The organism is Psychrobacter sp. PP-21, assembly GCF_033790785.1.
GTDB lineage: Bacteria > Pseudomonadota > Gammaproteobacteria > Pseudomonadales > Moraxellaceae > Psychrobacter.
The window spans coordinates 42439-62437 of the sequence record NZ_JAMYEB010000010.1 but is presented as its reverse complement, the minus strand read 5'-3'; the positions used below and the strand labels follow the sequence as shown (position 1 = coordinate 62437).

Sequence of the window (19999 nt, the reverse complement as noted above, 5' to 3'; positions counted from 1 at the left end):
AAGGTATCCTCAATAAATAAACGTAATAAAAATAGCAAACGCTATGATAGCTTTGTGACCAGTACAAGACTGTAAAGATTTTCGTAGCCGCCGCCCATTCGTACGCCGCGCACAGGTGCCGTGTCTAGATAATCTCGTCCAATAGCCACATAAACGTGTGAGTTCGGCGTAAATGCCTGATTTGAGATATCAAAAGTATACCAGTAACCATCCAGCCACACCTCAGCCCACGCGTGACTCGCCATATGGTTTTCGGTATGGTCATACAGATAACCGGACACATAGCGCGCTGGAATCTGTTGATCTCGCAGGACACTCAAAAATACATGCGTATGATCTTGACACACACCTGCACCAATCGCAAAAGACTCTGCAGCAGTTGTGCCCACATGCGTGACATCTTTGACAAAAGGCATTTTCATGATTAGTGCATTTGCCATAGACTTTAGGCTGTCATGGGTAGGCGTTTTTAGATACGGCGCTGCAAATTCGCGCATTGCTTGTGAGCATTTAGTCAGCGGGGTTTGTACCGTAAATAGCAGGTAGGGGACATGATCCATGTCCTCCAAGCGTTCGGTTTCGGTGTTGATCTCAACGACACCAGACGCTTGCATCTGTAAGTTGTTATGTGCCTCGTTACGACTGAGCGTGAGCCAGTCATTACCAAAGCCGTCCTTTTGGCTGGTTGCCACTTTAGGCAGCATGACATTCCATTTATGGATGGTTTGGTGCGGCATTTGCATAGGGGTCATGCGTATATACTGTACACTACGCTGCGCCAGCTCATCGTAATAATAGTTGGTTTGATGACTGATTTGAAGTTTCATGGCATTTTCCTTATAGCATCTTTCTATTTTTTGTTTATTTCGTATGTCTCAATAAGCAATTACTCTTAGTTATTGGCTATACACCTTCTATGCACCCTCTAAACACCCTGACGCAGTATGAGGTTGAACTCTTTGCTGATCAGCTCAAAGTCGCTAAACTTCTTTGATCGAATCATCTGGTTGGTCAAGCGGATAAGCTCACGCCAGCGTGTGTTCTCTGGTAATTGATTAATCCAGTACTTAAAGTCAAGACTGATCTCTATTGAGTCCTCCTGCAACAAGACGGCTCGCTCAAGCTGCTCGAAGTGACGCCCTAATTGCCAAAAACAAGTCACTGTCGGATTCTCTTGTTTCATCGCCGCATTACACGCATGTAGCTGCAGGGTCGCGGCGCGATAAGTACCAGCACTTGATAGACGTTTGATCAAGTTATAGAGTTCAGCCGTATCTTTGCCAATGACACCCTTGGCTTCTTGTACATTGTCTTCAATCGACTGCACGATATTGGGAATGATGTTTTGTTCCAGATCAGACACCATTTGTGTTTTCATGGCTCTAAGTGACTCTTCACTATCGGCATTAAACCCTAAGTGACTGATCAGATGTTTGACCTGTGATTTTTTTAGATCGCCCTTGATGAGTTGTTTCATGACGTCGTCATAGTGATAAAGGCGTTCGCTGTATCGACCTAGCCATATTAAATGACTGGCGGTAGAGAGTAGCAGTATCATAGGTGCATCGTCTAAACTCTCATAACCTGCCTCTAAGGGTTGTACGCGATCATAGTAGTTTGCATGCCCTGAAACGTTGCTTGACGCATTGGCATCGACTGGTGATGATAAAGACGTACACTTGCCAGATAGCTGAGTCTCTGAATGACTGTCATCAACGACCCAAGTGTCTTTGATACCGCCACCTTGTGATGAATTGACGACTAAAGAACCCTCAACCATGGCCACGCGGGTCAATCCGCCGGGCACAATATCTACCGTGCCATCACCGTGACTGAGAATAAAGGGACGCAAGTCGATATGTCGCGGCGCGATACCGTCGCTTACAGCCGTAGGGTTGGTAGAGAGCGAGATGGTTGGCTGGGCAATGAAGCCGGCTGGGTTTTCAAGCAAGCGTACGCGATAATCTTCGATTTCTTTTTTGGTTGAGGTTGGGCCAATAAGCATCCCGTAGCCGCCTGAGCCTTGCGTTTCTTTTACCACCAGTTTGTCTAGGTTATCAAGCACGTACTTAAGATCATCAGGTTTACGGCATTGGTAGGTTTCGATATTGGGTAAGATAGGCTCTTCATTCAAATAAAACTTGATCATATCTGGCACAAATGGATAAAGGCTCTTATCGTCTGCCACGCCTGTACCTGGTGCATTTACGATAACCACGTTGCCAGCACGGTACGCACTCATCAATCCTGACACACCCAAGATAGAGTCAGACTGAAAGGCGAGCGGGTCAATATAGGGATCATCAATGCGGCGATAGATCACATCGACCTGTACCTTACCGCGAATACCCTGCATATAGACTTTGCTGTCCTCAACGACCAAGTCATAGCCATGTACGAGTGGTACATTCATCTCATGCGCTAAAAAGGCGTGCTCATAATAGGCACTGTTGAAGCGTCCTGGGGTCAAAATGACGACTTGTGGATCATATTTGGAGGTTGAGCTGGCAAGACAGGCTTTAAGACGGCTAGGGTAGTCGCTAATACCCATAATAGGAGTATCAGCGAACATGTCGGACAGTAGTGTCTCTGATATGTTACGGCTTTCAAGCATATATGAGACACCTGATGGTGTACGCAAATTGTCCTCTAGAACACAAAACTTACCCGACTCGTCTCGAATCAAATCGATACCACTGATATGTGAGTAGATCGGTTTGTCGAGTTCAATACCCATCATCCATGGCTCATAGCAGCCACTGGCATACACATAGCTGGCAGGTACGATATCGGCTTTCATAATGGCTTGGTCATGGTAAATATCATGCAAAAAAGCATTCAGAGCGGTAATACGTTGCTTGCAGCCAGCCTCTATTTGTTTCCACTCACTCGCGGCAATAATACGCGGAATAATATCAAACGGAATCATACGCTCAATATTTTTGGCATCGCTATAGACCGTGAAGGTAACCCCTTTGCGGTAAAAGATGTTTTCTGCTTGCTCGTTTAGATAATTGAGGGCATCCATATTGATGTTATCAAGCCAATCACCAACGGCCTGTGCCACTGGACGATACTGACCTTCGCTTATTTGGAGTTCATCAAAGCTGGGTGCTTGTGAGGGGGTGGTGTCTGCTGACTGATGTTGTGATTGGTTTTGCGCTTGCTCCGAAACGTTATCCTTGTCTTTGTTTTTTATACTGGCGTCAGAGGTGGCTTTGGCTTTATTCGAGTTTTGCGTCTGACTTTGTTCTTTGGTTTGATCTTTTGAAGAGTCTTCTTGAGATTGACTCTGAGACTGGGATTGAGATGATTTTTTGTTCATAAGTACCTCACGTATCCTTGGTAAAGTTATACTTTATGACGACTACGCTGTCTGTGCTAAGCTAGGTAGCACTTGTATTTCGCCCAACAGGCAGTCTATCTCCTGTATGAACTATACAACGGTTACTGAGTAACATACAACAAGAGTTAAATAATAGGTTTTAGAAAATAACAGCTTGATGATGATAAATTTAATTGGTATAGAAACAGGAGCAGGCATGAAGCTACGGGGACAGTTTTCGCTGCTGGCGAGTATAGGACTCTCATTTGGTATCGGATTGACTGGGTGCAGTAGTGAATCACAGCACCAGGTATTGCCCGCTGGTAGTACGGTGATAGCGCTTGGGGACTCACTTATGGCTATGGCGCTAGTACAGAGACAGCTTACCCTAGCGTGCTTGCTGACTTGAGCCAGTGGAAAGTGGTGAATGCAGGTGTCAACGGTGATACCTCTGCCGATGTGCTGGCTCGAGTAGAAGATATCACCAAACAGTCCCCTGATTTGGTACTGCTTGGGGTGGGCGGTAACGATGTATTGCAGCGTATTAAGCCTGATACGACGCGTGCTAATATTGAGCGAACGGTTGATACCTTACACTCTGCAAATATTGATGTCGTCCTGATTGCTGAACCATACCTAAGTGCCAGTGCATTATTCGGTAAAGTAAGTGACAATCCGTTGTATGAAGAGGTGGCTGATGAGAAGGACATACCGCTATACTCAGGCGGCTGGTCAGCGGTACTATCTGATGACACACTAAAATCCGATAGAATCCATGCCAATGCTATAGGATATCGTCAGTTTGCAGAAGGACTGCATGATTACTTACAAGAGGAAGGTTTGGCGCCTTGAGCTTGTTCAGCTTAGGTCTTGAAGTTATAGTCTCTAAAAACTTAACTTGAGACTTCCCAATAAAGACCTGACACAAAAAAGCAGCGAGCGCAGCAACTGGCTCTCTGCTTTTTTATATAATGTTATTAGCAGCTAATTAGTTATTAGTAACGAATAAACAGTCACTTTGACTTATATCAATCTTCATCCTTCATGACCACTACCAAGCCTTTATCAGCATCTATCCTGCCATCACAGATATCTTGATAAGCACTCAATAAACCATCTACTCCGTCAAGCTCTTGAATGTTCAGCCATGAACTGGTCTTTGCCATGCTCATCATAATGTAGCGCATAGAGCGCTCATTGAACGCTTCAGGGCCCCATTCTTTCATACGCTGCTGCACATGACTGGGTGCAAAGAACTGCTGACTACGCGCTTGAATGATGCCCTCAGAATGTCTCGGCTCATCCCAATGGGTAAGACCGACATTACTGGTGTAACGCATGTTGTCGCCTAAGTGCTTATGTAGCCTACTCAGGACATCGGTATTGGCTGACATATCTACAATAACAGTAGGTTTGGTTGCATCAATTCGCTCAAGAGCGTCATAGCTCAATACACTGTCATAAGTATCAATCGAATCAACGAAGTCTGTATGGCGGTCCGAGGTAAGACCGACGACATGCAGGGCATCTGTATCCTCGGCCAGACCGTATGCCAAACCTATACTGGTCTTGCTCGAGGCACTGATGATAACGATCTGCTCTGCATCAAACCAATCATTACTCTTTAGTAAATCATATAAGCAAAATGAGGTGAGATGCAGTACAAATAGCAGCATCCGCTGGTTGTCGTTGGCGCGAACATAACCCCGCTCATGATTGACGCGCTGATACAGGTTATAACCAGGTGGTAGCTCGGAACGGTGGGCGCTACCATCCATCAGATTGGTTTGCGTGACGCGTTTGGGCGTGATGATCAGCTCGTTTGCTGGCGGGAAATAACCGAATAGACGTTCACCAACAGGTAGGGCGTCGCTACTAGACTCCACTACATCACCAAACCCCCATACGGGAATGACTCCCCATTTCTCAGGCTCGTCACCATTCGGCGGAAAAAATTGCCAATATCGCAGCTGATTACCCATGACAGCGTAAGTAATATTATTAGCTGTAAAGGCAAAGCGATCGACTTTGACACGTACTTCACCCTCATTGAGGATACAAGCTGGTGTTTCCTGTAAACGTGCTTTGGAAAAATCTGATTTATTGGTCTGAAATTCTCGCATGTCTATCTCCTTGGTAACTATCTGTTTAGGCGTGGGTAGCATTAGTTTGACGCTCTGCATTGATTTGCACGACTTCACCCATCAGTTTAGGCATATTGGCGGCGGCTTGTGGCATCGCTTTTTTTAGACGCTGCAAGATAGCCAGCTCTTCAGGCGTTCTACTCTCACAGGGCTGTACCAACTTGGTAAAACCGTCCAAGCGATTGTTCACCAACCATTCACGTAGTGCAGGCTCTTGTGACCAGCGCATCTGGTTTTGCATTTGTGCCACGATACCTACCAACCAGTCCGTGTCATGATTGGGTAGTGGTACCACGCGGCATAGATTATTTTTGATGGCGTCATCATCATAACTGGCTTCAATGTGCGCGATAAATGCGGCACTAAATACAGGCTGGTAAGTACGCATATTTTGTACGATGACGGTGTTATCCTGAAATACGGTATAGGTCTCTGTTACTGGTACCGCACGGGCAGAGCAATCAATATGCATAGTGTTGGTCGTCGTTGGGATATGCGTATCAGCAAAATAAATAGTGTCTTTATCTATGCGAGTGATGCGGCCCTTACGTATGATGTTTTTGACTCGGCGTAGCTGTTTTATCTCTTCACTACTCACGGTGGCACCATGGAACATTTTCGGTCGTACATTTGGATCGATGCGCATCAACACGCCACCTTGCTCTAAACGATCAAACAAATCGCTGATACTTTTAGCTTCAGCAATTGCCTCTGCTTGAGTCGCCTGTGCCCCAATAGTATGCACAAAGAAGTCGCGTGATGGTTGAGTGTTTTTGCGATCAATCAACCAAGCATCCCTAGGCATAATCCACGTGATCTGATCAGGGTCAATTTGGTTTTCTAATAGCCACAAAACTGCATCAATACCTGTTTTACCGCCGCCAACGACCACATAACCATCGCATGGTTCAGTGAGGTTTGGTAAGTCATTCAATGGACCAAATTTGACGCCATCAGCAATGTCAAAGCTTGGCGTGTGGGTTGCTGGCACGGAGGTTTTGAAATAAGTACCATCGATGACCTTTTTATTGACTTTGACCTTGTGCGTAGTGCCTGACAGCAATGATGTAAAGTGACCATCTCCTTGATACTCACACATCGGGAAGTACTGGACACGCCCGCTGGGTAAAAAGGTATGCCGCATGACTTTATCGTAGTAAGACATGATCTCAGCGCCTGTCGCTAGCTCAGACAATCCTTTATTTAAGCCTATATTGTCAAGGGTACCGCCGCATAGCTCGCGCGAACTGACGCCATAGAATGATGATGGCTGATGCAGTGTGACAAATGAATAGGCATCATTCCAATGACCGCCTGGCTTATGATGCTTATCAACGATAATGATATTGGCATCTGTCTCTGCTAGCAGTACGTCAGCAAAAGCCATGCCGACTGCACCACTGCCTATAATTAGGTAGTCTGTTTCTAGTTGTTGAATACTCATCGCATCCTTGCTCCTAAGGTAATGGTTCATCCGTGATATTTAATAACAACTGTTTGTATATAACACTGTTATAATTGTCAAGACATAGTGAGAATCTAATGGACGCTAGAACTAAAATCCTAAATGCAGCCTCCCAACTGTTTTTGGAGGGTGGCGGGAGTGCTTTGAGTGTACGTGCTATCTCTAAGCGTGCAGGACTATCGACCATCGGTATATACAGTCATTTCCAAGGTAAGCAAGGTATATTAGATGCATTGTATATCGAGGGGTTTCATCTGGTACGTGAAGCCATGGATGTCATACCTGATGATGGCAGAGCCAGCAAAGCGCAGGTACTAGAGTCATGCCTGGGATATCTCAACGTGGCTGAAAAATATGAAGCGCATTATCGGCTAATTTTTGGAGAGTCTGATGCAGGCTATCAGCCATCAGAGGAAGCCATTGCTGCACGGGACAGCGCGTTTGCAAAATTGGTACGAGTCGCAGGATCTTACTTATCCGAAGATACGAGTATGATAGAGCGTCAGCAAATCGCTCTAGACATATGGGCAATTGTGCACGGGTATGTCAGTATCAGTCATCATGTGGTATTTACTGATGGTTTGGACTTGGACTGGAAATCAATGGCGCTGCGTGTAGTGGAAGTACAGCTTGATTCGATAGGTTAGAAGAGGATGAATAAGGTAAAAAATAGTCCGTTTTTATGAGTAATATAACGCTCATAAATTTGTAAACTAGTATAATATGATAAATATATTACTCATAATCAAGAAATTATATATAATGAGTAATATATTTATCATAAATCTGAGTTGATATGACTAATTTATCACTAACCATACAAGCCTTTCTTGATGATAGCTGGCAAGACATTGCTAAGCTAATATTTAATGATGACAAAGAATTGATAGAGCTTATATATAGTGATGAGACGACAAGTCTGTCTCAAGATAATAAAGGCAGTGATAATTATAGCTATGAGCATTTTTTAGCTGATAATCACTTTGCCGTATCTATCAATTATCCTGTAGAACTATTTGGTACGACAATAACAGAGGGTTGGTTACCTGTCTTAGATGACATGATACCAGCTGGTGCTAGTCGCAGATATTGGATGCAGCGTTTAGATTTGACGCGGCTATCAAAGGCAGAGCAGGATTATGAGCTGCTTAGGCGTGCAACTATCGCACCGATAGGTCATTTGCGTATCAAAGAGGCTGTCCCTCTGCCTACACAAGACGAGCAGCGTTTATTTACGCTGGCTGATATAGCAGATCGCGACGTCAATTTTTTGGAGTATGCAAGCGAGCAGGGCGCCATGGCAGGCGGTGCGACGGGTGCTGGCGGTGAGGCTCCTAAGTTACTATTACGCTGGCGTGATGACGAAGCGATTTGGATCGATAATCAGCAACTGGCGGACAGCGAGGATAGGTATTATTTGGTCAAATACCCTCGAGGTCAGCGGACGAGTCTAGACTGTGACATCTTGCGTGCAGAGTATCATTATTATCATGAGTTGACGGCTATGGGGTTTAAGACGATTGATATCGATGGTATGAGGCTAATCGAAGGTGATAGGTATCCTTCATTGTGGTTGCCTCGTTTTGATATTCAGATAGGTCAGTCAGCTTCGCCTTATAAGCGCTTTGCGATAGAGTCTATTTATAGCATGCTGAAAAAGGGTGCAGGTGCTATGTTGGATCATCATGCAGTGATACATGAGCTCATTGCACTCATTGAAAGCTCAAACATGGTGGATGAGGGCTTTTATTTTGATAAGCAAGCCTTTGTCATCGAATGGGTACAGCGCGATTTATTAAATATTGCTTTTGGCAACTCAGACAATCATGGACGTAATCATGCTTTTATGCGAGATGCAGACCAGATTTGGCTGACACCTATATACGACTTTGCACCGATGCGTGCAGACCCTGAAGGGATACCGCGCAGCATAAAATGGAAAACGGTAGATGCATGGTCGTCTGATAAGCTTGAATCAGGAGGTCGCTATCGTTTTGATTTGATCGCTGAGCAGCTAGCAGACGTAGTACCGCCTGAAGTGTTATTAGGCGAGCTTAAAACCACAGCCAAAAATCTGTTGAATTTGAAGACGCGTTTAGCTGCTAGGGGTGTGCCTGAGCGCATTTTATCCTTTCCAGCCATTGGTTTTGATTATTTGCCTCAGAATTTAGAAGCATGGCGATTGCTGAATTAACATGACCTATATGAACTGTGTGACCTGCATAATTGAAAAACTCAAAGATCGACCGATAAAACAGGCACTATCAGACGTATTAAGGATAAAGGTGGGATTATGAATTACCATAAAGATATTCATGAAGACAAGGCTTCACTCATCAATAACAACCAAAAACAGCGTGCATCAAAAAACGCGCTGCCACTTGACAGTCATGCACGTAAGGTATTTAAAAACAACGTCGTCGAACAGTTACAAGACGGTATACTCACTCAAGGCGAAGCATTAAAGATACTGCGTGTACAGGTATTAAACGTACGCCAAGAGCAGTTTGCAACGCTCGTCAAAGTATCGCGCAAGACGATATCAGATATAGAAAATGATAATGGCAACTATAGTGTGGATCTGCTTAATCAAGTTTTTCGCCCATTTGGCTTGCAAGTAGGCTTAGTACCAATAAAAAACAGATAATATATAACTTAAGAATAGGGGTAGCGACTATGTTTGGCATTATAAAAGACTGGCGTGAGCAGCGTATATTAGACAATAGTGAGTTCAACCATGCTGATTGGATGCAGGCTGCCAAACGTATCGTTATCTTAGATCGACTAAATGCTGATGAGAAATCACATTTATTTGATTTAGCAACTTTATTCTTAGCTGACAAATCAATCACTGGTGCTCATGACTTTGAGATTACCGATGCTGTCAGACAGTCCATTGCACTACAAGCGTGTCTGCCGATCTTAAACCTAAGTCTTGAATGGTATGCTGGTTGGTCATCTATTATCATCTATCCTGGCTCATATAAGAGTAGCAGTAGCACAGTAGATGAGTTCGGTATCGTCCATGAAGGTACTCAGCACCGTAATGGGGAGGCATGGCTGCGCGGGCCTGTTATTCTCTCGTGGAAGGATGCCAAACATTCAGGCGAACGCGATGGGCACAATGTGGTTATTCATGAGTTTGTCCATAAACTCGATATGATGAATGGCCGTGCCAATGGCTTTCCACCGATGCAACCCGATATGGATCCTGCGCGATGGACAAAGATTATGAGCCGCGATTTTGAGGATTTTCAAACACATCGTAAATCAGGATTAGACCGCTATGGGGCGACTAATCCCGCGGAGTTTTTTGCGGTGCTTAGCGAGGTGTTTTTCGAAACTCCGCAAAAGCTCATCGATGCTTATCCGGATATTTATGAGATTATGGTGAAGTTTTTTCGTCAAGAGCCTCTCGAGTCAAAACAATAAAACATTCTTTTAAATGAATATATATTATTAAAAATCAGAAAAGGGTAGTGCGCTACGATAATTCTTCCTTAAGTTTGGTATCCATCTTTAAAGTCTTTAAGTCGTCCATTGATCGTTAATAACCGCAATGAGATAACGTTTGCCTTGATATTCATCAAATACCAAGCGTAGTACACGCCAGTCCATGCCAGCGTATGCTTCAGTACCATTATAATAAAACTCTACAACCTCTGATTGTGGGTATATTTCTTTTAGGTTATTGATTGAATTACCATTATTGGTTGACTCGTTAACCCTAATGGCTACGTTATCGAACGTTTTACCACTCACCCATGTATCCAAATATGTAGGTAGTGTCGTGATGAGTAAATCGCCAGTGCCGTCTTTTTTGCCCCAAGTAAAGCGAATATTGGACTGACTCAAATACTGCTTATATTGCCTGCGACTAAAGACTTTATCAGATTCAGGACGTACATAAGCATACATGGAAAAACGAACGCCACGTGTGGGATGAATGTCATTAGTAATCCTAGAAAAGTCCTTATTTGCCAGTGCGCGTTGTATACGTAATGCTTGCTGTCTAAGGGTTTGTTGACTTATATCAGTACTGACAATCGTTAACGGGCTACTCATAGCCTGAGAGTTAGGAGTTTCGACGGGCTCAACGGTAGACTGGCAACCAGTCGCAGTCAAAGTAGCCAATAACAAGCTACTACAGGCCAATGTTGCAGATTTTTTCTCATAAGAAGTGGTCAATACAGCCATAGAAACGTCCTTGGCAATGAATGAATTAGCCCCAAAAATCATCATAGAAACCGATAAAGGGAACAATATAAAAGCACTATGTAATCAAGATCTTGGTAAGTGAACCTGAATGATACGATATTACATCATAGTCCTAATATGGCTATGATGTAATAGACCGTAACACTTATAGGATAAAGCTTGTAGAGACTGACATGTCAACGTATAGAACGCTAACATTGCTATCAATCATAGGACTGACAACTGTCGGTAGTGCTATAGCAGATGTAACACAAATAGATGACACAAGAGCCGCTATGAAAATCGCTGCCATCACCAAGATGTATAAACAAGACATCGATGACGAAGGTATGAGTAATCCTACCGTGTTACAGCAGTATGCTGATGATGATCTACAAGCAGCCATACAGCTCGAACAGGATTATTTTGATAAGCACCAAATGTCATGCAATGTGGATTATGATGTGTTGTGGAACGCTCAAGATCCTGACTATACGCAGGATAAGAAGTTTTCAGTAACATCTTAAACAAAGATGGCGATACTTTGCGTAATCATTTGCTTGAAACTTGTCGCTAACAACGGCCAAACTAATATTAAAAATACTGAGCTAAAATAAAACACACGGCAAAGAATATAAATTATATTATGACTAATTGCTGTTCAGTCAATTACTAAAACCGCTGGTTTGTTTTCGCATAATGTAACAGACGTTATGACAAAAAAGCCCGCTGCTAGACTTGTCCCAGCAGTGGGTTTTTTTTGCACATAGTGGGGCGTCATAATGTCCATTATGCGAAATCAGCCCAGCTTCCTAGTGTCGTTTCTTTTCCCTACAGTTAACATCTTTTGTCTACACAGCAGTCATAGCGTTGATACTAACGCCTGTAGCGCCTGATGGCATCTTTTCGCCATTAGGTAGCGTTAAGGCATTAGATAACCCCTCAATACTCTAGAAGCTCATATAGCGCGACTATGACAACGCCACTTCGGCAGCGGTGGATTAGGCGCGCGTCCGTAAAGTCCACTCTATCTAATGGTGGACTCTAGTGCGAATATTCGGACTAGAAACAAGTCCTGATTTCTTCGCAATCCCTTACACACAAACGCTTTCAGCTGTTTCTTTTAATTATTTCACGTTATTACGTTGTTATTACAATGTAATAACGGTATGATAGGGGTCTGCTTTCATCTTTTATGGGTTTAAATATGTTTGATTATGATCCTGGTAGAACCGACTTTAGTACCGAGCTTGATACAACGATTACCTTTAGGGTCAATTCTGAGCTGAAGGAAGAGTTTCGCAAGCTTTGTGCTTCTAATCATTCTGATGTATCTAGGGAATTGAATTCATTCATGAGGAAGGTAGTTGCTAAACAGAAACTGGATATAGAGAATCACAACGTGATGTTCTAATCCATAAACACAAGGCTCACGGACTGCAATCTGCGAGCCTTGCTAAACACAATCGAACTAAAATGGAGTTCAATATGTCTATTCAATATTTTACCAAATATCTAGGTGCTCAGGTTGAGTTTACTCATAAACCTTATGGGGATTATAAGGGTGATGTGTCTTTGTATGATACGCCTTTGGGTGACCTTGTCGTTACTGTACAAGGTGTTATTACCGAGGTTCTAATCACACAAGATTTAGAGGATTGTCAATTTGTACTTGATGGGGAATTTTACAGATTTGACTCTGTTAATTTCATAAGTGAATTGCTAATCTCAGAAGAAATAAGTTAGTATATAAATATTCCTTAGTAACGACGTTGAAGCCCATGTATTTTTATATACGTGGGCTTTTTCTATGGGTGAATTTATTTACCCAGAACCAATTGGTTTGTTTTCGCATAATGTATATTATGTTAAATATAGTCTATAAAAGACTGGGTTCATAGATTGTTTTCAGGTCTTTGTACATTAAGTACATGAAAACCAGAATAAGTTAAAACTATTCTATTACTTAAGTTGTCGCAAATTTTGCGACAACTGCTTTCTAAGTATTTAATAAGTTATCGCTATCATTACTATGAACTACCGAATCATCCTCGGTAGTCTCAATTTCGCAAATGACATTTTGCGGAATGATTCAGATCTGGATTAGTACTTTTGTCTGCAACCCAACCTTTATTTCAAACTATTTATTATTCTCAATTGAGCGCTAGCCTAGCGCTTAAACCCAACCTTCTTCTAACAGGTGCTCAGTATTGCTAACTTTGAACTCATTGCATAAGTCATAAAACGCCATTGGATCTTCAACATTACCGAGCAGCTCACGTTTATTTAGTGCCACAAACAGAGCCAGTGCGTAGGCTGCATTATGAATAGATTTTGCAGGATTAAAAGTAATATCAGTAAAGGCTTGATATTGCATTACCTCTTCATGCAAATGAGGATTTTGCTTGAGCGCATTCACATATAGCCAATCATAAAACGTCGTCAATGGCTCTACGCCCCATTCCATACCGAAGTAGTCGTAACCAGTGAGCTCTCCTGATGTCATCAATCGCTCATCTTTTCTGGCCTGTCTGGGTGCTACAGTCAACAAGTCTTCATAAGGACCACCATCTTCAAACACCATACTGGCTTGAAAGGCATTTTCGACACTATACTGCTTGCCATCATACTCATTAGTGATTTGTAGGCTAAATGGACTCAGCGGAAAACTCAGTTTATTGCCCGATTTACTGGACAGCTCCAGCACTTGTTTAAACCCATACTTTTTACGAATGACTTGATGCAAGTCATTGATCGTTTTTTTCTTTTGTCTACTCGAAAATCCCACATGCCGCTCAACTCTTACCATATCTGTTTTTACCAGATTATCACTGTTGACTTTGGGCATGAATACAGGTTTATGTTCTATAGCGTTTTGTGTTGGTTCCATAGTGGTTCACCTTAATATCAATAATCTTTTATAAGCGCTCTTTTATGCTCGACCTACTATACTCCTAACTGATTACTCTATTCTCTTGCTCAGCGTTATCCGTTTTGGCTAATAACTCTTGGCAATTTAATACCACTGCTTAGTCTGAAATAAAATATATCAAGTCAACGCTTGCGATGGCAGTTTATCTTATTCTTTGTCATTTATCCTACCCTATTTAAATATTATTGATATCTTCTATAGATTCGGCGTAAGTAATCCATAAAACACTCACTGCTATTTTTAGATCTCTGTAATTAATTATCTACCACTTGTAGAACTTATTCACTTTTAGGGTAAAAGATAAAAATATAGACCTCAAAATACGCTCTCCTACTTGCATAGAACCGTACTACCACCCTGTTTGTTATATTCTATGCAAGCAGAAGGCTAATGATTTAGTAAATAATCGTCTGTAACTCTTGCAAAATAAGGCGTTTGGCTTATTTTTTTATAAATTTATGTCTTTAAATAGTGGCTAAAAATGCTCTATAACTCAATTATTACGTAGTCTACTGGATATATAGGTAAATATGGTACAATTATCCCCAAGTTAACCTTGGGGATAATTATATAATGCATACCCTATGGAGTATAACTTTGTGGTTTTATCTGATTAATACCAGTGTCCATATTGGTGTCCAATGACTATTTGTACGTTTTTGAAGAATACTCTTCTTTGGTTATTAACCTTATGCAACTGCCCAATCAAATTTACGGATATACCTTATGGCTGTCGATCACGCAAACGATATCAATAAGCTTGAATACCGAGACAAGGACTATTCAGTTAGTGTCTCAGGTGTGGCAGGCTTGAGCATTCGTGTCTATCCAAACGGCAAAAAAGAATACTACCTGCGTTACTCTCATCCGCATATCGAGGGCAAGCGCCCCAGAATGATGCTCGGTAAAGTCGAAGATATTGATTTATATGAGGTGAAGTACAAAGCCGAGACTATCCTCAACATGGTTGCCAAAGGCTCTGACCCTAAAGCTATTCAGCAAAAAGAACAAGTCAACAGATACACACACCTCAAAAATGCAACGTTTTCTGAGATTGCACAAGCATGGCGCGACCACAAGACAGCAGGTCGCCATCAAAATAAGTCTAAAAGATCCGCATTTAGTGACTCTACCCTCAAATTTTGGGATTTATGTCTAGGATATATGTGTAGCGAGATTGGTGATTTGAGAATGAACGATATCACCAGCGAGATGATACTTAGTGTGTGTGAGTCAATTCAAAATAATGACAATCAAGCCACCTTTGTTGGTGCGAGCACTCGTTTGTATACTGAAAAAGTGTTTTCATTCGCTGTTGCTCGAGGGTTGTGCGATAGAAATGTGGCGATTGATACTCGCGGTGAGCTTGCCCCTGCTAACTCAGGCAATCACTTGCCAGCGATCACTAAGCCAGATCAATTTGCGACGCTTCTAAAAGATATGTCTGAATTCAAAGGTGCAAGTAAAATCACATTAGAGGCCATGAATTTATTACCTTACGTGTTTGTACGTAGTATCGATCTGCGCTCGATGCGCTGGGATGATATCGATTGGGATACTAATATATGGGCGTTCTCTCCGACCAAAGGCGAAGGACGCGATGACATGGTCTCGCACTTAGTTGTTCCCTTAGCCACGCAAGTGATCGAGCGTCTACGAGATATCCAGTCAATCACAGGGCATAAGGAGTATGTGTTTGCTTCAATGCGTGGCTCAAGCAATGCTTATATCAGCAAAGCGACGTTGGTGCAGATATTCCACCGTCTTGGATATAAAGACGTGCAATGTGCGCATGGATTTCGAGCATCAGCTAAAACCTTGCTTATGGAACAGCCTGAGCTACGCTATTCAGATATCGTCACAGAATTACAGCTAGGTCATCGTATCAAAGACACACATGGCGGAGCTTACAACAGACTTGATGAAATCGATACTAGAATACAGATGATGCAAGATTGGGCTGATTATATAGATGAGCTGCGAGATAGATAAACTGTAAGATAATCCTAAAACATAATTAGAAGAACTTGTACCAAAGCCTGTTAGTTATACGAAGAACATTAGAAACGAACTGAGCCAGGCATAATCAATAGGATGACAAAGATCAGAAAAAGGTCAGAAAAATAAACAACTGACCATCAACATCAAGCAGGCCTCACCTATTTATGTTAAATTGCAAAAAACCATAAGGATATTACGTATAAGATAACCATAGTATTGTATCCACTCATTTGATAGGAAGGTTGAAGATGACACTAGATAACAATGTACTACGTAAACGCACCAGCTTGTTGGGTTCATTATTAGGTGATGCTATTTCTCGCCAATCTGGTGAGCAGACGCTAGATACGATTGAGACGCTGCGCAAAGGCTTTATTCAACAGCGCCGTGAGCCAAATGAGGCACATAAACAGCAGCTTATCGATTTTATTGCTTCTTTGGATAATCAAACCTTAAAAAACGTCATACGCGGCTTTTCTATCTATTTTTTCCTAGCCAATCTAAGTGAAGAGAATTACTTGCGTGAGCAGCGTCATGCACAGCGTATGCAATCTGAGCAAAGCTGGGAAGGATCATTTCGTCGTACCTTACTTGAGTGCCGCGAGCGTAATATTGAGCCCGCTCAAATGCAGGAGCTCATTGATCAGCTAAAATTTACACCTGTATTTACGGCGCATCCTACCGAAGCGCGTCGCCGTACCACGATGAATATCTTACAAAGCCTATTTACACATAGTGACGCTTTAAACAACGTGTCTGAAAACAGCTTCGCCTACGAGCAAGCCAAGGAGCAAACCGCGCAAACGATTGACTTGCTATGGTCTTCTGATGAAGTACGCACCCGTAAGCCATTGGTATATGATGAGATTAACAATGGCCTGCATTACTTTAATGCCAGTTTGTTCAATGCCATTCCTAAAGTATATCGTAATATCAAAAAAGCCATTGTCGATATCTATCCAGAGCTCACAAACTATCCACTACCTGCATTTATGAGCTTTGGTTCATGGATTGGCGGTGATAGAGATGGCAATCCTTTTGTGACTTTTGAGACCACAGAACTTGCTGTATTGATGCATGCTGATACCGTGCTGCGTCACTATCAAGTACTACTCAAAAAACTGCGCCGCCAGCTGATTCATAGTGACACCATTGTCACCGTTTCACCTGACGTATATGCCAAAATTAAAAGTTATGATGAGCTCGATCAGCGTGTGTTTGACTATAACCTAGATGACTATGGCAATGAGCCATATCGTCGCCTGCTCTCTATCATCCTGACTAAAGTCAAAGCCACCAATCGCCGTATCCAAAGCAAAGGTACGGACATCGAGGCTGAAAAAGACGCCTATGCCAATCCAGAAGAACTATTAGAAGACCTACGCATTATCCGCCAAAGTGTCACTACTCATGACAAAGCGCATGCAGATGGATTACTACTCGATATCATCCGCCTAGTAAAGACTTGCGGCTTCCATTTGGCAGCGCTCGATATTCGTCAAGAGTCGTCCTACCATGGCGAAGTGATTGCCGATATCTTTGCCAGTGCCTCTAACCTGCCCGATTACCAGACACTAAGTGAAATTGAGCGACAAGAGTGGTTGACGCGTTTGCTAAAAAATCCAGGTACGCCACTTATTTACACTGATAACCTGACAGACAAAACGCGTGAGCAATTGTCATTGATGAATTCGGTTGCTACCCTACGCAAACTGGTGGGACAGGCTACTTTTGGCAGCTACGTGATCTCGATGACCAATAATGCCAGCCAGCTGCTAGAGGTATTGCTGCTCATGCGGTTTGCAGGCTTATGCAGAGTTGATGATGAAGGTCAATTGTCTGCTGATTTGCCAGTGGCGCCGTTGTTCGAAACCATCGAAGATCTTAAAAATATCGATAAAATCTTGCCTGCCGTGTTAGACAATCCACTGTATCGTGGCCTGCTACAGAATACGGATAATACACAAGAGATCATGCTGGGTTATTCAGACTCATCAAAAGATGGCGGAATCATTACCTCTGCATGGCAGTTGTATAGTGCCCAGCAGACTATCAACAGTATTGCTGAAAAATATGGCATCAAAACACGGTTGTTCCATGGTCGTGGTGGTTCAGTCAGCCGTGGTGGTGGATCAACGCACAAAGCCATTGCCGCACAGCCAGCTGGCACGCTACATGGGCAGATTAAAGTGACTGAGCAAGGCGAAGTACTCTATGCCAAGTATGCCAATACAGATACTGCTGTATTTGAGCTGACCATGGCCATCACGGGTACACTCAAAGCCTGCTCAACAAGGTTTGTGGTACAACCGACCGAGCTGACAGAGTATGAAGCGCTGTTTACACGCTTAGCGGACGCGGGCGAGCAACGTTATCGCGAGCTGACTGATCACACCAAAGGGTTTTATCAGTTTTATTCAGAGGTGACGCCTGTACAAGAGATCTCTTTACTGAATATTGGCTCACGTCCTGCCCACCGCAAAAAAGGCCTACCAAGTAAAACTACCTTAAGAGCCATCCCTTGGGTATTTGGCTGGTCGCTGGCACGCTTTACCCTACCTGCTTGGTATGGCGTCGGCAGTGCCCTAAGTAGCGTTAAGGCTGACGAAGCGTTGATGAAAGAGATGAACGCTAAATGGCCGTTCTTTAGTGTGTTTATGAGCAATATTGAGATGGCCTTTACCAAAGCCAATATGAATATTGCCGAGGCCTATAGCCAATTATGTGATGATGAGCCGTTACGTGAGAAAATTATGAGCGAAGTCCTCGATGAGCATAAACTGACCTATTCAGGATTGAACTCCTTACTTGAGCAAGACTCTTTATTGTCTAGCCAGCAAAATCTAGCCGCCTCCCTTCAGTGGCGCGATGCTTACCTAGACCCAATTAACTATATACAGATTCAGCTATTAAAGCGTGCCAGACAGCAAGATACTGTGAGCAGTGACGATTCTGACGACATTAACGTAGAGGATCCATTAATCCGTAGTATCAATGCGCTAGCTGCAGGGTTACGTAATACTGGATAGAGCCGTTTTGGGACAAACAAAACACTTACATCAATTGAGGCTTCGTTCGCGAAGCCTCAATTTTTTTTAAAACCCTTCAAAAACAGCTTACTAGATCTCAGTAGTTTAGTGTTGAAGGTACCTTATCAGTTACGCCGTACTGCAGGTCCTAGTGGTGCCATATGGGGTAACGTAGCAAACGCGACTGGCAATGGCATCACTGGTAGTGGGACCGGTACGAGCACTTCTCAGACAGTATACGTCACTGTCCCGAGTACGGATTTTATGCCCGATCAGTACACCGATACGGTAACCATTACCATCAACTATTGAGGCTTAATACTCACTATCACGGTATAAGGTTTTATCCGCTTCAGATCTAAAGCCTTCCGCGCTAATCGTAGGCGCGACACTATGTGGATTGGACTGCGCCTGTATGATTTCCTCTTCTTCACGGAACAGTATGTTTTGAGCTTCTTGTTTAAACTCATTATAGTTAATAATAGTGTCTGTTTCTCTAGCATCAGTTATGACATGGCTGGCTTGGATACCTAGGCTCTGGGTGTGTTCTGGGCTAGAAAACAAGGAGAGGTCATGGTTTGTAGTCAAACCAGTCCCCGAATTTGAGGTTTGAGAGAGGGTTGATGAGATGCGATAAGAGACAAATGCGGTCACGACTACAAAAATAAGAAAGACACTAGCTATGGTAAACACAGTGCTTCGTCGTTTACTGTTATTTGTAGGAGATAATGTGCTGGTAGGTCGATTTATACCTTTACTATCTGAATTTTTTAAGCTGTCCATAAGTAAGTACCAAATCAGTCCATATGATTGACGGTTTGCTAATCGCCTTATATGTATAATAATATGGTATTTTTGTTACATTGCAATGTCTTTTGGTACCAATGAGCAGGATCAGATGACCGA

General features: G+C 42.9%; 17 protein-coding genes and 2 pseudogenes. 11 read left to right on the top strand and 8 right to left on the bottom strand.

The genetic code is table 11. The annotated features are described in order from the left end of the window. Positions 1–41 precede the first annotated feature (41 nt). From NJD71_RS09310 to NJD71_RS09305, 3 genes and pseudogenes are all read right to left on the bottom strand, one after another. Complete coding sequence (locus tag NJD71_RS09310) at positions 42–827, bottom strand: transglutaminase family protein (RefSeq protein ID WP_319051691.1); 786 nt, start codon at positions 825–827, stop codon at positions 42–44. 98 nt (positions 828–925) lie between these two features. After that, positions 926–1558: an alpha-E domain-containing protein gene (locus tag NJD71_RS13940; protein WP_336623811.1), complete on the bottom strand. Its 633-nt coding sequence runs from the start codon at positions 1556–1558 to the stop codon at positions 926–928. Positions 1559–1699: 141 nt separating this feature from the next. After that, positions 1700–3325 (bottom strand): annotated as a pseudogene (locus tag NJD71_RS09305) (circularly permuted type 2 ATP-grasp protein); the annotation flags it as partial. A 217-nt stretch (positions 3326–3542) separates the two neighbouring features. On the opposite strand from NJD71_RS09305, the gene NJD71_RS09300 reads away from it, so the two are divergent. Together NJD71_RS09300 and NJD71_RS09295 are read left to right on the top strand one after the other, a co-directional pair. Next, positions 3543–3734 (top strand): hypothetical protein, encoded by a 192-nt coding sequence (locus NJD71_RS09300; protein ID WP_319051690.1) that lies wholly within the window; start codon positions 3543–3545, stop codon positions 3732–3734. Continuing rightward, positions 3716–4177: pseudogene (locus NJD71_RS09295) on the top strand (GDSL-type esterase/lipase family protein); the annotation flags it as partial. The gene NJD71_RS09300 and the pseudogene NJD71_RS09295, both read left to right, overlap by 19 nt. Before the next feature lie 176 nt (positions 4178–4353). On the opposite strand, the gene NJD71_RS09290 reads toward NJD71_RS09295, so the two are convergent. Next, a complete protein-coding gene (locus NJD71_RS09290; protein WP_319051689.1) occupies positions 4354–5448 on the bottom strand; it encodes a DUF2855 family protein in 1095 nt (364 codons plus the stop codon). Between the two features lie 25 nt (positions 5449–5473). Further along, positions 5474–6913: an NAD(P)-binding protein gene (locus tag NJD71_RS09285; RefSeq protein ID WP_319051688.1), complete on the bottom strand. Its 1440-nt coding sequence runs from the start codon at positions 6911–6913 to the stop codon at positions 5474–5476. Positions 6914–7011: 98 nt separating this feature from the next. On the opposite strand from NJD71_RS09285, the gene NJD71_RS09280 reads away from it, so the two are divergent. The 4 genes from NJD71_RS09280 (at position 7012) to NJD71_RS09265 (ending at position 10366) form a co-directional block, all read left to right on the top strand. After that, on the top strand, positions 7012–7581 hold the full coding sequence (locus NJD71_RS09280) for a TetR/AcrR family transcriptional regulator (protein WP_319051687.1): 570 nt from the start codon (positions 7012–7014) through the stop codon (positions 7579–7581). 149 nt (positions 7582–7730) lie between these two features. Further along, a complete protein-coding gene (locus tag NJD71_RS09275; protein ID WP_319051686.1) occupies positions 7731–9128 on the top strand; it encodes a type II toxin-antitoxin system HipA family toxin in 1398 nt (465 codons plus the stop codon). 99 nt (positions 9129–9227) lie between these two features. Beyond that, positions 9228–9581 carry a helix-turn-helix transcriptional regulator gene (locus tag NJD71_RS09270; protein WP_319051685.1) on the top strand — a complete coding sequence of 118 codons (354 nt, stop codon included), beginning with the start codon at positions 9228–9230 and terminating at the stop codon, positions 9579–9581. Positions 9582–9610: 29 nt separating this feature from the next. Further along, positions 9611–10366 carry a zinc-dependent peptidase gene (locus tag NJD71_RS09265; protein WP_319051684.1) on the top strand — a complete coding sequence of 252 codons (756 nt, stop codon included), beginning with the start codon at positions 9611–9613 and terminating at the stop codon, positions 10364–10366. A gap of 96 nt (positions 10367–10462) precedes the next feature. Here the strand turns inward: NJD71_RS09265 and NJD71_RS09260 are convergent, their stop codons facing one another. After that, positions 10463–11131 carry a hypothetical protein gene (locus tag NJD71_RS09260; RefSeq protein WP_319051683.1) on the bottom strand — a complete coding sequence of 223 codons (669 nt, stop codon included), beginning with the start codon at positions 11129–11131 and terminating at the stop codon, positions 10463–10465. A gap of 194 nt (positions 11132–11325) precedes the next feature. On the opposite strand from NJD71_RS09260, the gene NJD71_RS09255 reads away from it, so the two are divergent. Further along, positions 11326–11658 carry a hypothetical protein gene (locus NJD71_RS09255; RefSeq protein WP_319051682.1) on the top strand — a complete coding sequence of 111 codons (333 nt, stop codon included), beginning with the start codon at positions 11326–11328 and terminating at the stop codon, positions 11656–11658. Between the two features lie 961 nt (positions 11659–12619). Further along, positions 12620–12877: a hypothetical protein gene (locus NJD71_RS09250; protein WP_319051681.1), complete on the top strand. Its 258-nt coding sequence runs from the start codon at positions 12620–12622 to the stop codon at positions 12875–12877. Positions 12878–13307: 430 nt separating this feature from the next. Here the strand turns inward: NJD71_RS09250 and NJD71_RS09245 are convergent, their stop codons facing one another. Further along, positions 13308–14021, bottom strand: a complete 714-nt coding sequence (locus NJD71_RS09245; protein WP_319051680.1) for a DarT1-associated NADAR antitoxin family protein — start codon at positions 14019–14021, stop codon at positions 13308–13310. 768 nt (positions 14022–14789) lie between these two features. Between NJD71_RS09245 and NJD71_RS09240 the strand changes: the two genes are divergently transcribed. From NJD71_RS09240 to NJD71_RS09230, 3 genes are all read left to right on the top strand, one after another. Beyond that, positions 14790–16055: a tyrosine-type recombinase/integrase gene (locus NJD71_RS09240; protein ID WP_319051679.1), complete on the top strand. Its 1266-nt coding sequence runs from the start codon at positions 14790–14792 to the stop codon at positions 16053–16055. Between the two features lie 257 nt (positions 16056–16312). Beyond that, entirely contained in the window at positions 16313–19093 is a 2781-nt protein-coding gene (gene ppc, locus NJD71_RS09235) for a phosphoenolpyruvate carboxylase (RefSeq protein WP_319051678.1), read from the top strand. 111 nt (positions 19094–19204) lie between these two features. Then, a complete protein-coding gene (locus NJD71_RS09230; RefSeq protein ID WP_319051677.1) occupies positions 19205–19405 on the top strand; it encodes a spore coat protein U domain-containing protein in 201 nt (66 codons plus the stop codon). Between the two features lie 3 nt (positions 19406–19408). Here the strand turns inward: NJD71_RS09230 and NJD71_RS09225 are convergent, their stop codons facing one another. Then, positions 19409–19786, bottom strand: coding sequence for a hypothetical protein (locus NJD71_RS09225; protein ID WP_319051676.1), 378 nt, complete (start codon positions 19784–19786; stop codon positions 19409–19411). Positions 19787–19999: the final 213 nt, after the last annotated feature.

Bases quoted from the DNA above. Each gene is read 5' to 3' on its own strand.
- NJD71_RS09310 (WP_319051691.1), bottom strand. From the start codon at position 827: ATGAAACTTCAAATCAGTCATCAAACCAACTATTATTACGATGAGCTG.
- NJD71_RS13940 (WP_336623811.1), bottom strand. From the start codon at position 1,558: ATGATACTGCTACTCTCTACCGCCAGTCATTTAATATGGCTAGGTCGA.
- NJD71_RS09300 (WP_319051690.1), top strand. From the start codon at position 3,543: ATGAAGCTACGGGGACAGTTTTCGCTGCTGGCGAGTATAGGACTCTCA.
- NJD71_RS09290 (WP_319051689.1), bottom strand. From the start codon at position 5,448: ATGCGAGAATTTCAGACCAATAAATCAGATTTTTCCAAAGCACGTTTA.
- NJD71_RS09285 (WP_319051688.1), bottom strand. From the start codon at position 6,913: ATGAGTATTCAACAACTAGAAACAGACTACCTAATTATAGGCAGTGGT.
- NJD71_RS09280 (WP_319051687.1), top strand. From the start codon at position 7,012: ATGGACGCTAGAACTAAAATCCTAAATGCAGCCTCCCAACTGTTTTTG.
- NJD71_RS09275 (WP_319051686.1), top strand. From the start codon at position 7,731: ATGACTAATTTATCACTAACCATACAAGCCTTTCTTGATGATAGCTGG.
- NJD71_RS09270 (WP_319051685.1), top strand. From the start codon at position 9,228: ATGAATTACCATAAAGATATTCATGAAGACAAGGCTTCACTCATCAAT.
- NJD71_RS09265 (WP_319051684.1), top strand. From the start codon at position 9,611: ATGTTTGGCATTATAAAAGACTGGCGTGAGCAGCGTATATTAGACAAT.
- NJD71_RS09260 (WP_319051683.1), bottom strand. From the start codon at position 11,131: ATGGCTGTATTGACCACTTCTTATGAGAAAAAATCTGCAACATTGGCC.
- NJD71_RS09255 (WP_319051682.1), top strand. From the start codon at position 11,326: ATGTCAACGTATAGAACGCTAACATTGCTATCAATCATAGGACTGACA.
- NJD71_RS09250 (WP_319051681.1), top strand. From the start codon at position 12,620: ATGTCTATTCAATATTTTACCAAATATCTAGGTGCTCAGGTTGAGTTT.
- NJD71_RS09245 (WP_319051680.1), bottom strand. From the start codon at position 14,021: ATGGAACCAACACAAAACGCTATAGAACATAAACCTGTATTCATGCCC.
- NJD71_RS09240 (WP_319051679.1), top strand. From the start codon at position 14,790: ATGGCTGTCGATCACGCAAACGATATCAATAAGCTTGAATACCGAGAC.
- ppc (WP_319051678.1), top strand. From the start codon at position 16,313: ATGACACTAGATAACAATGTACTACGTAAACGCACCAGCTTGTTGGGT.